The 13,516-nt window shown below is 27.5% G+C and carries 19 protein-coding genes; 13 read left to right on the top strand and 6 right to left on the bottom strand.

What is annotated here, in order from left to right; all coding sequences use genetic code 11:
* Positions 1 to 233 precede the first annotated feature (233 nt).
* The 8 genes from L8V85_RS00610 to L8V85_RS08400 all read left to right on the top strand — a co-directional run bounded on the left by L8V85_RS00610 (position 234) and on the right by L8V85_RS08400 (position 5,894).
* Positions 234 to 557, top strand: a complete 324-nt coding sequence (locus L8V85_RS00610; RefSeq protein WP_133318774.1) for a MarR family winged helix-turn-helix transcriptional regulator — start codon at positions 234 to 236, stop codon at positions 555 to 557.
* A 13-nt stretch (positions 558 to 570) separates the two neighbouring features.
* Positions 571 to 846 carry a hypothetical protein gene (locus tag L8V85_RS00615; RefSeq protein ID WP_263737229.1) on the top strand — a complete coding sequence of 92 codons (276 nt, stop codon included), beginning with the start codon at positions 571 to 573 and terminating at the stop codon, positions 844 to 846.
* A gap of 10 nt (positions 847 to 856) precedes the next feature.
* Entirely contained in the window at positions 857 to 1,744 is an 888-nt protein-coding gene (locus tag L8V85_RS00620; RefSeq protein ID WP_263737230.1) for an MFS transporter, read from the top strand.
* Between the two features lie 74 nt (positions 1,745 to 1,818).
* Complete coding sequence (locus L8V85_RS00625; protein WP_263737291.1) at positions 1,819 to 2,187, top strand: CoA-binding protein; 369 nt, start codon at positions 1,819 to 1,821, stop codon at positions 2,185 to 2,187.
* Positions 2,184 to 3,395 (top strand): threonine ammonia-lyase, encoded by a 1,212-nt coding sequence (gene ilvA, locus L8V85_RS00630; protein ID WP_263660967.1) that lies wholly within the window; start codon positions 2,184 to 2,186, stop codon positions 3,393 to 3,395. The genes L8V85_RS00625 and ilvA overlap by 4 nt, the downstream gene beginning before the upstream one ends.
* 43 nt (positions 3,396 to 3,438) lie before the next feature.
* On the top strand, positions 3,439 to 3,930 hold the full coding sequence (locus tag L8V85_RS00635; protein WP_133318778.1) for a PAS domain-containing protein: 492 nt from the start codon (positions 3,439 to 3,441) through the stop codon (positions 3,928 to 3,930).
* Between the two features lie 85 nt (positions 3,931 to 4,015).
* Positions 4,016 to 4,507, top strand: coding sequence for a PAS domain-containing protein (locus tag L8V85_RS00640; RefSeq protein WP_133318779.1), 492 nt, complete (start codon positions 4,016 to 4,018; stop codon positions 4,505 to 4,507).
* A 652-nt stretch (positions 4,508 to 5,159) separates the two neighbouring features.
* On the top strand, positions 5,160 to 5,894 hold the full coding sequence (locus tag L8V85_RS08400) for a methyl-accepting chemotaxis protein (RefSeq protein WP_412174898.1): 735 nt from the start codon (positions 5,160 to 5,162) through the stop codon (positions 5,892 to 5,894).
* A 10-nt stretch (positions 5,895 to 5,904) separates the two neighbouring features.
* Here the strand turns inward: L8V85_RS08400 and lon are convergent, their stop codons facing one another.
* Entirely contained in the window at positions 5,905 to 8,283 is a 2,379-nt protein-coding gene (gene lon / locus L8V85_RS00650; RefSeq protein ID WP_133318781.1) for an endopeptidase La, read from the bottom strand.
* Positions 8,283 to 8,939: an outer membrane protein assembly factor BamD gene (bamD, locus tag L8V85_RS00655; protein WP_133318782.1), complete on the bottom strand. Its 657-nt coding sequence runs from the start codon at positions 8,937 to 8,939 to the stop codon at positions 8,283 to 8,285. The genes lon and bamD overlap by 1 nt, the downstream gene beginning before the upstream one ends.
* A 175-nt stretch (positions 8,940 to 9,114) precedes the next feature.
* Between bamD and fliW the strand changes: the two genes are divergently transcribed.
* The 5 genes from fliW (at position 9,115) to L8V85_RS00680 (ending at position 11,656) form a co-directional block, all read left to right on the top strand.
* Positions 9,115 to 9,510, top strand: coding sequence for a flagellar assembly protein FliW (fliW, locus tag L8V85_RS00660; RefSeq protein ID WP_012661666.1), 396 nt, complete (start codon positions 9,115 to 9,117; stop codon positions 9,508 to 9,510).
* Positions 9,510 to 10,238, top strand: coding sequence for a pyrroline-5-carboxylate reductase (locus L8V85_RS00665; protein WP_263659080.1), 729 nt, complete (start codon positions 9,510 to 9,512; stop codon positions 10,236 to 10,238). The genes fliW and L8V85_RS00665 overlap by 1 nt, the downstream gene beginning before the upstream one ends.
* The gene (locus tag L8V85_RS00670; protein WP_263659081.1) at positions 10,235 to 10,531 is read left to right on the top strand and encodes a hypothetical protein; all 297 of its coding nucleotides are present in this window, start codon (positions 10,235 to 10,237) and stop codon (positions 10,529 to 10,531) included. The genes L8V85_RS00665 and L8V85_RS00670 overlap by 4 nt, the downstream gene beginning before the upstream one ends.
* The gene (locus L8V85_RS00675; protein WP_263737231.1) at positions 10,515 to 11,243 is read left to right on the top strand and encodes a hypothetical protein; all 729 of its coding nucleotides are present in this window, start codon (positions 10,515 to 10,517) and stop codon (positions 11,241 to 11,243) included. The genes L8V85_RS00670 and L8V85_RS00675 overlap by 17 nt, the downstream gene beginning before the upstream one ends.
* A gap of 98 nt (positions 11,244 to 11,341) precedes the next feature.
* On the top strand, positions 11,342 to 11,656 hold the full coding sequence (locus L8V85_RS00680; RefSeq protein WP_263737232.1) for a hypothetical protein: 315 nt from the start codon (positions 11,342 to 11,344) through the stop codon (positions 11,654 to 11,656).
* Here the strand turns inward: L8V85_RS00680 and L8V85_RS00685 are convergent.
* From L8V85_RS00685 to rpsF, 4 genes are read right to left on the bottom strand one after another with little or no spacing between them, the layout of a single operon-like run.
* The gene (locus L8V85_RS00685; protein ID WP_263660959.1) at positions 11,649 to 12,284 is read right to left on the bottom strand and encodes a MarC family protein; all 636 of its coding nucleotides are present in this window, start codon (positions 12,282 to 12,284) and stop codon (positions 11,649 to 11,651) included. The two genes, L8V85_RS00680 and L8V85_RS00685, sit on opposite strands and share 8 nt — an antisense overlap.
* 52 nt (positions 12,285 to 12,336) lie before the next feature.
* On the bottom strand, positions 12,337 to 12,597 hold the full coding sequence (rpsR, locus tag L8V85_RS00690) for a 30S ribosomal protein S18 (RefSeq protein WP_039618521.1): 261 nt from the start codon (positions 12,595 to 12,597) through the stop codon (positions 12,337 to 12,339).
* Positions 12,598 to 12,607: 10 nt separating this feature from the next.
* Complete coding sequence (locus L8V85_RS00695; protein ID WP_133318788.1) at positions 12,608 to 13,138, bottom strand: single-stranded DNA-binding protein; 531 nt, start codon at positions 13,136 to 13,138, stop codon at positions 12,608 to 12,610.
* 3 nt (positions 13,139 to 13,141) lie between these two features.
* Positions 13,142 to 13,516, bottom strand: a complete 375-nt coding sequence (gene rpsF, locus L8V85_RS00700; protein WP_133318789.1) for a 30S ribosomal protein S6 — start codon at positions 13,514 to 13,516, stop codon at positions 13,142 to 13,144.

Below are 13,516 nucleotides of genomic sequence, written 5' to 3' on the forward strand. Positions count from 1 at the left end.
AATATTATAACAAAGTTACAAGCTTTAATTTTTTGATATTTTTTATCTTAAATGCAGAATGTATTTAAGGAAAAAACTTATATAAGTTAGAATTTATGTAATCTTTGTTACTATTAAAATAGTTGATTTAATCAATTAATTTTTACAAAGGATTTCTCATATTTTTTCAAAAAATTACTTATACAAATAGAAAAATACTCTATAAAGTCAATGAAATTTTAAAGCCATTTGGATTGAAATCAAGTGATTGGAGAGTTTTTGTTTATTTAAGCCATCATCAAAATAGCACTTTAGCTCCAATATGTGAATTTTATCAAATGGATAAAGCTATACTTTCTAGAGTTGTTTCCAAACTAGCAAAACTTGAATATATAGAGTTTTTAAAAGCTGATGATAAAAGAGAAAAGATCATTACTTTAAGTGCCAAGGGTAAAGAAATTTTTTTTGATGCAAATGTTTGTATAAGAAAATATGAAAAAGAAATCTTAGATATATTAGATGAACAAGATCAAGAAGTGCTTTTAAAATTACTTGATTATATCAATGAAAAAATTTAAGAAAGGTTTTTTCATGGGTCTTAGTAAGAAATATAATTTATTTAATATAAATTTTTTCTGTATTTTTGGGATAAATTTTGTTATTTGTCTTGTTTTTTATATGAGTACTATTTCTAGTACAGATTATGTTTTGGGTGTTTTAAATCTTCAAACTAGCACCGCAGGACTTATAATGGGTGCTTTTGTTATAGGTGCTTTGCTTTCTAGACTTTATTTTGGTTCTATTATTGATGGTATTAATATAAAAAAAAGTGATTATATTTTCACTTTTATTTTATCTTTTTATTAATTTAATGTATTTGAAATTTTATAATGTGTATTTTTTGGTATTGATACGCTTTTTAGCTGGAGTTTGCTATGGAATTTGTTCTTGTGCTTGTGGGGCAGCTATTGCTAGAATAATACCTAGTAATAAAAGAGGAATTGGTATAGGGTATTATGCTACGAGTGTTGTTTTAACTTCAGCTTTAGGGCCTTTTTTGGCCATAAAACTTGACTCTATCAACTTATTTCAACTAAGCTTTTTAATTGCAAGTGTGAGTATTATCTTTGCATTAGTTTTATCAATTTTTTTAAAAGTAAGAAGATTTAAAAAACATTATCATGTAAAAAGAAAATTTAGTATTTATAATTATTTTGAAAAATCAGTTTTAAATTTGGCTTTGATTACTTTTTTGATCGCATGTCCTTTTGGAGCTATTATAGCTTATATGAGTGCTTATACTCAAAGTTTAAATTTAAGCTTTGCTGGATCTATGTTTTTTGTAATATATGCTGGATTTTCTATAGTTTTTAGACCTCTTGCTGGAAAGGTATTTGATAAACATGGAGCTAATATTGTAATAATTTTTTCATTATTTAGTTTTATATTGTGTTTACTTTTACTTGCGTTTGCAAAAAATTTTTATATGATTATTATCGCCGGTATATTTTGTGCACTAGGTTATGCAAATGCTACTTCAAGTGCACAAGCTTTGGCTATCAAACTAGCTCCTAAAGAAAAAATGGGGTTAGCTAATTCTACTTTTTTTCTATCTTTGGATTTTGGCATAGGAGTTAGTCCTTATTTGTTGGGTATTGTTGAACCAAGTATAGGTTTTGCTAATGTCTATGCACTTTGTGCTGTACTTGTTTTGTTTGCTCTTGTTTTATATTATTTATTAATAGTTAAAAAAACTTTTTGTTAATTTTATTTTAGATACAATGCTTTTTTTAAAATAAGGAAAAAGCATTGTGTGATACTCATAAAATACTAAGTTCTATGAAAAATATCGCCATTATAGGACTTAGTCCTAATCAAGAAAAACCTTCGTATTTTGTAAGCAAATATTTACAAGATTTATCTTATACAATTTATCCTATCTATCTTAAAGAAGATTTTATTTTAAACGAGAAAGTTTATAGAAATTTAAGTGAAATTCCTTTTGAAATCGACACGGTTGTAATGTTTAGAAAAGCAAGTTACGCAAATGAAATTTTTGAAGATCTTTTAGCTAAAAATGTTAAAAATTTTTGGATGCAACTTGGTATTATTAACGATGAAATAATGCAAAAATGTAAAAAATTTGGTATAAATTGTGTTCAAGATCGTTGTATCAAAATAGAATTAGATAAAAAAGGTAAATCATGATTGAGTTAAATAAAATTTATCAAGCAAAGCAAAAAATTGCAGATTTTGTATTAAAAACCCCTTTTGTGCACTCTTCTTTTTTAAGTGAGTTTTTAGATACTGATGTTTTTCTAAAATGTGAAAATTTGCAAAAAACAGGTGCTTATAAAATCAGAGGTGCTTATAATGCTATTGCTAATTTAAGTAAAGAACAAAAGCAAGCAGGTGTAATAGCTGCAAGCGCTGGAAATCATGCACAAGGAGTTGCAATTAGTGCTAAAAAATTTGGGATAGAAGCTGTGATTGTTATGCCTGAAGCTACACCTTTGCTAAAAGTAAGTGCGACTAAAAATTTAGGTGCAAAAGTGATTTTAAAAGGAGATAATTTTGATGAGGCTTATGCTTATGCGTTAAATTATGCTAAAGAACATCATTTAAATTTTATTCATCCTTTTGAAAATGAAAGTATTATAGCAGGGCAGGGTACTTTAATGCTTGAAATGCTTGATGAAATAAGTGATTTAGATATGATTTTAGCTCCAGTTGGTGGTGGAGGTTTGATTAGTGGAGTGGCGAGTGCTGCTAAGCAGATTAATCCTAATATAAAAGTTATTGGAGTGAGTGCTAAAGGAGCTCCTGCTATGTATGAGAGTTTTAAAAGTAAAAAAATAATCAATTCAAAGGCTGTGAGAACCATAGCTGATGGTATTGCAGTGCGTGATGTAAATAAAATTAATTTTGATATTATTCTTGAATGTGTTGATGATTTTATTCAAGTTGATGATGAAGAAATAGCTAATGCGGTGTTATATTTACTTGAAAAACATAAAATCACAGTTGAAGGTGCTGGAGCATCAGCAGTTGCTGCACTTTTACATAAAAAAATAGATTTAAAAAATCATAAAAAAATAGGCGTGATTTTAAGCGGTGGAAATATTGATGTACAAATGTTAAATATTATCATAGAAAAAGGTTTGTTTAAAGCTTTTAGAAAAATGCTTATCAATGTTACTTTGGTTGATAAACCAGGAGCTTTGAGTACTTTGAGTGATGCTATAAAAGAAGCTCAAGCTAATATAGTTAAAATTGATTATGATAGATTTTCCACTAAGCTAGAATATGGTGATGCGATGATTTCAATTACTTTGGAAACAAAAGGAAAAGAACATCAAGAATTAGTCAGAAAGATACTTTATGACAAAGGTTTTAATTTCAATGAAATTTTATGATAAATGAAATATAATATTTTGTAAATAAATTATAAGGAAAAAAATGTCGCAAGAAAAAATTTTAGAACCAGATACATTAATAACCTCTAAGACAGATTTAAAAGGGGATATTATTTATGCTAATGATGATTTTTTAAAATATGCGGGTTATAAAATGGAGGAAATTTTATATAAACCTCACAATATTGTGCGTCATCCTGATATGCCAAAAACTGTTTTTAAATGTTTATGGGATTATATACAAGATGGAAAAGAAATTTTTGCTTTTGTTAAAAATAAAACCAAACAAAATGATTATTATTGGGTTTTTACTAATGTTACAGCTTCTTTTGATGAACAAGGAAATATTATAAATTATTATTCAGTTAGAAGAAAACCTAAAAGAGAGGCAATATCAACCATAGAGCAAGTTTATAAAATTCTTTTAGAAATAGAAGAAAAAGATGGTATAAAAGCCGGAGTGGATGAACTTGTTAAGATAGTTAATTCTTATGGTATGAGTTATAATCAATTAATTTTAGAGCTTCAAAGATGAATTTGATAAATTTTGTTTATAAATTATTATTTTATATTGAGATATAATTACTCCCATTTTAATTTTAAACTAAGGAGATTGTGTTATGTCTTCAGAAAAAATTCTAACCTCAGATGTTTTAATAACATCAAAAACTAATTTAAAAGGTGAGATTATTTATGCAAATGAGGATTTTTTGAGATATTCTGATTATAAAATTGAGGAAATTTTATACAAACCTCACAGTATCATGCGTCATCCTGATATGCCAAGAACGGTTTTTAAATATTTATGGGATAACATTCAGCTTAAAAAAGAAGTTTTTGCTTTTGTAAAAAATAAAACAAAATATAATGATTATTATTGGGTTTTTGCTAATATAACTGCTTCATGTGATGAAAATGGAAACATTTTAAATTATTATTCAGTTAGAAGAAAACCAAATATGGAAGCTATCAAAACAATAGAAGAAATTTATAAAGTTCTTTTGTTGAAAGAAAAAGATGGTGGTATTAAATCTGGAATAGAAGAGTTAAAAGCAATAGTAAAATCTTATGGGGTGACCTATAATGAACTAATGATGAAAATTCAAAAATAAAAAAGGATTTCTTATGAAAAATATTTTGTTTCTTGGTATAGTTTTAAGCATAGTAGCCTGTATTAATTCTTTGTTTTATGCAGAGTTTATTTCCTTAGGTTTCTTTTTAGTTTTGTTTTGTTTATTTATATATGGATTGTTTATTTTAAAAAAAGAAGAACAATTTAGCGATAAGATTTTACATCTTAGTAGAGAGTTAAAAAATGGTAATTTTGATTCAAGAATTGTATATATTAAATGTGCTAATAAAAAATTAAAAGAAATTGCTGATAATCTTAATAATACAATAGATGGTTTAGAAGCTTATTTAAGAGAGATAAATACTTCAATTGCTTGTTCTCAAAAAGGTGAATATTTTAGAAGAGCTATCCCTGAAGGTTTAAAAGGTATTTTTGTTCATAATATTAACTTTATTAATAAAGCTTTAGATGATATAGAAAAAACAGGAAAATCTGTTTTTAAAAATGCTTTATCAAGAGAACTTATGGACTTGAGTTTAAATAGTCAAAATAAAAATTTAAACGATTTGTCTTCTGCATTAAATAAAATCATCAAACTTATGAGAGAAGTTTTTGGTGATATTAGAATAATCTCAAATACAGCACAAAAAAATGGTTTAGAAGTAGGTAATTTACAGGATTCAATTTCATCAATGATGCAAGTGGCTGATGAAAGTAAAAATGCTGTAAATACTTTTGCATCTAATGCTCAGAGTATCAATGCAATTGTTGAGGTAATTAGGGATATTGCAGATCAAACTAACCTACTTGCATTAAATGCAGCTATTGAAGCAGCTCGTGCGGGAGAGCATGGTAGAGGTTTTGCGGTAGTTGCAGATGAAGTAAGACAACTTGCTGAAAAAACACAAAAAGCAACAGGTGAAATTACTTTAGCAATTCAAGTAATGAATCAAGAAATTGCTTCTATACAAGAAAATAGCGAAAAAGTGTTTGATATTGCAAATTCTTCTGATAGTAAAGTTGCTGATTTTAGTGAGGCATTTAAAGAATTAGAGGATAAAAGCTCTCATTTAGGAAAAGAATTTGTTAATTTTGCTTCTGATTTAACTCTTTCTGCAATGAAAATAGATCATATATTATATAAATCTGATGTTTATTTAACTCTAAATGGTTCTCAAGAAAATCTTCAAAATCTAGATCCTATTTCAACTTTATGTAAAGATGAAGATGCAAAAAGTATTTTCTGTCCTTTAATTTCTCAAAATGAAATGGAGATTAAGAGTGAGAAAATACAAAGCGCGGCAAGTAAAGCTATAAAAATAGCTAAAAAGGATAATATATCAAAAGAAGATTATGACTCTATTATTAATGATATAAGAGAACTTGAAAATGAAAGTAGAGTAGTTATGAATAAATTAGAAGCTTAAAGCTTCTAATTTAGATAAGAGCTATTTTTAAAACTTCTTGTAAATTTTTCACCCCAATAATTTTCATATTTTTTACTACTTCTTCAGGAATATCTTTCAAATCTCTTTCATAGTTTTTATGTGGGATAATGGCTGTTTTAATATCAGCTTTATAAGCAGCAATAAGTTTTTCTTTTAAACCACCTATTGGTAAAACATTGCCCATTAGATCAATTTCTCCAGTCATTGCAACATTTGATTTTACTTTCTTGTCGCTAAAAATAGAAGCAATGGCTGTGGTAATAGTTATGCCTGCACTTGGTCCGTCTTTTGGAGTGGCTCCATCTGGTACATGAATGTGAAGATTGTATTGATTGTATATGTTTTCATCTTCTTTGTAGAAAAGTTTCTTTGAGACTTTAATTTGTTCATCATCGATTAAATTCTTAACAAGACTTTGAGCAATTTTTGCTGATTCTTTCATTACATCGCCTAAGCTCCCTGTTAAAGTTAGATCACCCTTGCCTTTGATTTTAATGGCTTCGATTTTCAATACATCTCCACCTACTGCAGTCCAAGCAAGTCCATTTACCTGTCCGATTTTATTTTCTTTTTCGTGCTTTTCTATTTCAAAGACTTTTTTACTTAAAAAATCTTTTAAATTTTTATCATTAATTTCAATATTTTTAATATCTTTTTCTAAAAGAAGTTTTTTGACACATTTTCTACAAATTTCAGCAATTTTTCTTCTTAAATTTCTTACACCTGATTCTCTAGTATATTCATTTACTATTAATTCTATAGCATCATCACTAAAGCTTATTTCTTCTTTTTTTAATCCATGTTTTTTTATTTCATCAGGTATGAGATAGTTTTTGGCTATTTGGAATTTCTCTTGAGGGGTGTAAGAGCTAAGTTCTATAAATTCCATTCTATCTTTTAGAGCAGGTGGAATTAAACTTGCATCATTTGCAGTAGCTATGAAAATGATTTTGCTTAAATCGATGTTGAAATTTAGATAATAATCTCTAAATTTAGTATTTTGTTCAGGATCTAAGATTTCAAGTAAAACTGCACTTGGATCTCCTCTATGATTGCGACTTAGTTTATCAATCTCATCAAGCACAACTACTGGGTTGCTTTGTTTTGCTTCTATAAGTCCTTGTATAATGCGTCCTGGCATAGCTCCTATATAGGTTCTTCTATGTCCTCTTAGTTCATTAACATCTTCTAAACCACCTAAAGCTATGCGCACTAACTCTCTTTTTAATGCCTTTGCGACTGAATTTGCTAAAGAAGTCTTGCCAACACCAGGAGGACCAACTAAGCACAAGATGACTTTTGCACCATCTCTATCTTTAATCTTGCGTTTTTCTAAAAGTTCTTTAACTGCAAAGTATTCTTCAATACGCTCTTTTGGTTTTTCTAGGGCATAGTGATCACTATTGAGTTGTAAAGATACATCTTTTAAATTTAGTTTTTTCTTTGAGGAGTGCTCAAAAGGTATATCTAAAACCGTTTCTATGTAAGTTTGCACCATAGAAGCTTCTGAATTATCTTGATGAATTCTTTCGTATTTTTGAATTTGCTTTTTGATTTCTTTATAAGCCTCTTCATACATAAAAGCTTTTTTCTTTTCTAATTTTTTATTATATTCCTCTACTTCGCTTTCTTTTTGTATATCGCTTCCAAGCTCTCTTTGAATTTGTTTGAGTTGTTCTTTTAAAAAGTATTCTTTATTAACCTTGTCAATTTTAGAATGAACTTTATTTTTGATTTCTTTTTGGATTTTATTTGCTTCAATTTCTTTAGCTAAATAATCAATTAAATTTAAAAGCTTAGTTTCTAAATTAGTTTCGATAAAAAATTCATAAGCTTGTTGTTTTTTGATTTTAATAGAATTTAATATTAGATCACAAATTCTGCTAGGCTCGACATCTTCTTCTATAGTTCTTAAAAGATCAGGTGGAAAATAATGACTCACAGTCGATAAAGCTTTGGCTTTTTCTCTAACTACTTCTATAATAGCTTCTTTTTTTGTATTACAAATTGGCTCTTGATGAATTAAATCAACTAAAGCATATAAAGGATCATCCGAAATTCTCTCAACAATCTTGGCTTTTGCATATCCTTGGAATAAAATTTTAATCCTGCCATCAGGCAGTGGAACTTTTCTCATAATACTCCCAATGACACCACAATCATATATATCATCAAAGCCACGCCCACCTTCAATTTTTGATGGTGCCACAAAAATCATACTTTCATTTTGTAAAGCGGTATCTAAGGCTTTAATATTTTGCATATCATTTAAAAAAATAGGTGTTATCATAAAAGGGTATAAAAAAAGCTCATCTTCTACAAGAATGGGAAGTTTTGTTGGATAGTTTTGAGTATTTTCTAATTTCATTACATTATACCTTCTTCAAATATTTTTCTATACCATGGAAGTTCTGGTTTAATCATATCGATTTTATTAAAATCGGAATTTTCGATTTTTTGCTTATAAATCTCATAGCTTTGTTCTCTGTTTTTTTTCTGATATAACTCTGCTATACTTGTATCAAGGTAAAAAACTGCAAGATTAAATTTAGTTAGCATAGTATCGATTAAATCATTATATTGTACATTAGGATAGTTTTGATTGTATTCTTTGATTTCTTCTATTGTTTTTAGCATTAAAGCTTGGTTACGATTTGGAACAGCAAAAGAGTCAAATTTAGCTTTGATTTTTAAATATCTTATATAAGCTACATTTTTAGAATCACCAAATTTGTTTAAATATTCATCAAGATAAAAATTTGCCATTTCATATTCTTCTTCACTAATATGAGCTTGAGCTAATATAAGTAAAGTTTGTTCTAATAATGGATCAGCAATATGTTCACCTGCCATTGAAGTATAGTGTTTATCAGCTGCTTCAAGATTTTTTTCTTGTAAATCTTTTATAATTTGTTGATACCATTCCATAGAACTTAGATTATATAAATCTTCAGCTTTTTTCGAGCTACATGCTCCTAAAAATAAACCTGCAATAATAAGTGAAAAAATAAAAAGTTTTTTCATTGTGTTACCTTATAAATTTAATAATTGTAATTATAATGTTTTTATGTTTATGAAATTGTTAATTTTTAAAACTAAAATTATAGTCAAAAACTCTTAATTAGTGTAATTTTTAAAATTGGAACTAAAATTGCTTAATGAGTTGTAATTTCTTAGTCAATAGATTTTAGGAGGCAAGATGAACTTAGAAGTTAAATGTCCTATTTTAGGTTTTGAAGATACCAAAAATATGAATTTTTATAAAATAGACGAGGTTTTTTATAGACTTAAAAGCCTTGATGGTAAAGATTTTTCTTTTGTGATGATTGATCCTTATATGATCCGTCCTGATTATGATTTTGAAGTGCCTGATTATTATCAAGAATTATTAGCTTTAAATGAGCAAACTAATTTTGGTGTGTTTGTTATAGTGGCTATTAATGAGCCATTAGAAGAATCTACGGTAAATTTTTTAGCACCTGTTGTGATGAATTATGATAATAACTCTTTAGTGCAAGTGATTTTAGATACAAGCAAATATCCTAATTATTTTCAGTCTGAAAAGATTTCAGCTTTTATTAAACAAACAAAATAATGTCTGAAATTTATATTTTAGGAAATGGTGCTATGGCAAGTGCTATAGCTAAAGGTTTAGAGGATACTTATAAAGTAGTTATTGTTGCTAGGGATTTAAAAAAAGCTAGTGGTTTAAATTTAAAAGTATTATCATATGATGAGTTTGATATGGATAATAAAAATATTATTTTGGCTTTTAAACCTTATGCGTTAGAAGAAGTAGCTGTTAAATTAAAAGGCAAGGCAAGATGGCTTATTTCGGTTTTAGCAAACACTACTTTTGAGCGGCTTCATTGTATTGATGCACAAAATTATGTGAAAATTATGCCAAATACAGCAGCCGAATTTAAAGCTTCTACAACTGCTTATTTAATGGAAAAAGATTTATTTAAAGATGAAATTTTATCTTTGTTAAATACTTTTGGTAAAGCCATAAGTTTGCAAAATGAAAAAGAATTTGATATAGCTATGGTTTTGAGCGGTTGTGCTCCTGCATTTTTAGCTTTGGTAGCAGAAAGTTTAGCTAATGCAGGTGTGAAAAATGGTTTAAAAAATGAGCTTAGTTATGAGCTTACTCGCGCAAGTTTTGAAAGCTTTAGTGCTTTGTTTAATCATGCTCATCCTGCTATTATTAAAGAAAAAATTTGTTCTCCAGCAGGGGTAACTATAAAAGGAATTGAAGCTTTGGAAAAAAGAGCTTTACGTGGTGCTTTTTTTGAAGCTTTTAATGCAAGTTTAAATAAATGAAGCAAGCTTTTAGTCTCCTAGAGCTTGCTTTTTGTATTGTAATTTTATCTTTTATTTTTGGATCTTATTATCTTGTATTTACAAATAAATCTTTAAATGTTATATGGCAAAATCAAACCCTTTTTAATGAAGAAAAAGAATTGCTAAATAAAATTCCTTCATATAAAGCAAAAGAGATAAATATAAATACTTACAACTTTTTAGAATACACTAGTGATGAATTTAAACTCAAATCTTTAAAAATAAAAGATTTATCCTATAAAGAAGCTTTTATAGATGACAAAGGCTTTTAGTTTATTGGAACTTGCGTTAAGCCTTGTTATTTTGGGTATTTTGATTACTATTTTAATTAATCCAGCTATGTATATTTATAATTATAGTTTTAATGTTAAAAAATCTAGTGAAATATTTTTTGATTTAAATCAAGCTTTACTTAGCATGGAGAAAATTTATAATTCTTGCTTGAATGCAATATTTACAAGTAATTCTTTTGAGTGTTATATGAGTGCAAATGATGATATTTTTTATGATTTGTCATTAAAAAAATTAAACTTCAGTGGTATTATTTTAGAAAATAATGAAAGTTTTTTTAGTCCAAAAAGTAATTTGCATTTTATAGAAAATGGAATTTCTGAAGGAATTTTGAGCAATTATAAAGATATGCATAGTATGAAGAAGTTGAAAATATATACTAGTGATTATATGTATATTTATGATATAAAAAATTCAAAAATCTATAAAATATTAGTTGATGATAGAGAAAAAATCAATTTTTTTGATGAGAGTTTTAGCGGATTTTATACTATTTTATATGCTTATATTAAGGTGTATTTGAAAAATAAAAATATTTATATGCAAATTGATGATTTAAATCATAACAAACAAGTATTTTTATTAGCTCAAAATATTTCAAAACTTATTTTCAAGCATGATGGTGAGTTATTAAAAATTACAATTTGCAGTAATACTCAAAATAGATGTTTAGATAAATGGATGCTTTTGTGAAAAAATCATTTGCAATGATATATACAATATTTTTTATTTTATTTATTTCTTTTATTATGGCGTTTATAATAAAAATTTCTTCATATCCACCAAGAATTATGAAAGATTTAGCGCTTTATACTCAAGGAAATATTTTACTTCATGATGCAAAAGAGCTTTCTAAATATTTTTTATATCAAGCCTATTTGGAGGGTAAAGAATGCTTAAGTGAATATAATTTTGAATATAATAATATAAAAATACGAATTGATTATGCTTATCCTTTGGGTGAATGTAAAAATAATAAATTAATTGCAAAGTATGTTCATGCAAAAAGTATTGTAGCGGTAAATATTAGTGTGTTGTTAAATACTAATAAAGCAGTAAATGAAGAAGTGTTTTTACAAAAAAGTTTTTTTATTTATCCTAGGTAGATTGAATGTAAGTTTGAACCCCAATAGCTATCATTTTTACTCCCATAGCCATAATAAAAACTAAAGCAATACGCGAAAAAACATAAAGCACAAGCTTACCGATAACTTTTTCAATAGTAGCTGAAAAGTGAAATAAAGCAAAAATAAAAGCAAAAGTAAGTAATACAGAAGCTATGGCTATAGCTAAATTTTGATCTTCTGAAATAACTACTATGGTAGAAAGTGTTCCAGGTCCTACAAGCATAGGAAATGCCATTGGCACTATACTTTTTTTTAATAATTCTTTGTGGCTTAATCCTTGATAGTGTTGAAATTGAGTGCTTGATGGGGTAAAAAGTAGATTTTTTGTACTCATAATGATTAAAATCAAACCACCTGCAACTCGTAAATCATTAATATCTATTTTAAATAAATATTTCATGATAAATGGTCCAGAAAGTAAAAAAACTAAAACAATACAAAATGCAGTGTAAATGATATTTCTAAAAAGTTTTTTTCTTGTATCAGCATCTAAACCTTCAGTCATTGCAATAAATTGTGGAAGATTTCCAAAAGGATTTAAAACTGCTATAATAGCAACGGATGCAAGTAAAATAACATAAATTTCAGATTCTATATCTGAAAACATAAAACAACCTTTTATTTTCCCAAGCTTAAAAAGCTTGGGTTTGATTTAATAATTATAGTCCTTCAAAAGGATTAGTAACAACTTCTTTTCTATCTACGATATAAGGGATAAGTGCTACATGTCTTGCACGCTTAATAGCAACTTCAACCATTTCTTGGTGTTTTTTGCTAGTGCCTGTTAAACGGCGTGGCATAATTTTAAATCTTTCTGATAAAGCATGTTTTAGCAATGCTGTATCTTTATAGTCTATAAAATCAACTTTAGCTTCAGTATATTTACAATATTTGCGTGAGTATTTTCTTTTTTCTGCCATGTTTTTTCCTTTAAAATGGTAATTCTGTATCATCATCATATTTATCAATATCAATTTCCTTCATAGGGGCTTCCTTTTGAGGATTTTGATAGGTATTATTAGATGAATTTGTTCTAGTTTGTACTTGAGCATAAGGATCAAAGCTTTGTTGTTGATTAAAATTTTGATTATAACCATAATTTTGATTTTCAAAATTACTTTGTTGATTATTTTGCACAGTTGAACCTAGCATTTCTAAATTTTCAACTTGAATACTATGTTTTGATCTGTTTTGTCCATTTTGATCGCTCCATTGCTCAAATCTCAAACGACCTTCGATTAAAATTTTACTACCTTTGTTAAGGTATTGATTAGCAATTTCTGCAGTTCTTCCAAAAAAACTAATGTCGATAAAGCAGGTTTCCTCTCTTTTTTCTCCTGTATTTGTACTAAATCTTCTTGTTACAGCTATAGCAGAAGAGCCTATTGCGCTACCTGATGGAGCATAACGCATTTCTATGTCCCTTGTAAGATTCCCTACTAAAACGACTTTGTTAAACATTAATTAGCCTTCTGTGCTTTCACTAGCTTTAATTTCTTTTTTATTTTGTTTGATACCCTTGCTTAGTCTTTCCCAAGCTGCAATTTCTTTTTTATTTTCATATTTTACGATTAAAAATCTGATTACTTCTTCAGTGATTCTTAATACCCTTTCAAGCTCTGCTATTAAATTTGTAGGAGCTTTGAAATAAATCACAAAATAAGTTCCTCTTTCGTATTTTTTAATTTTGTACGCAAGTTTTCTTGTTCCCATTGGAACTACGCTTTCAATTTCTGCGCCATTTTTTGTAAGGACTTCTTTTACGAATTCCAACTTAGCACTTACTTCTTCTTCTGTAAGTGTTGGTTTTAATATGAATAAAACTTCATAATGTCTCAT

This window comes from Campylobacter sp. IFREMER_LSEM_CL2090 (assembly GCF_025771865.1).
Taxonomy (GTDB): domain Bacteria; phylum Campylobacterota; class Campylobacteria; order Campylobacterales; family Campylobacteraceae; genus Campylobacter_D; species Campylobacter_D lari_D.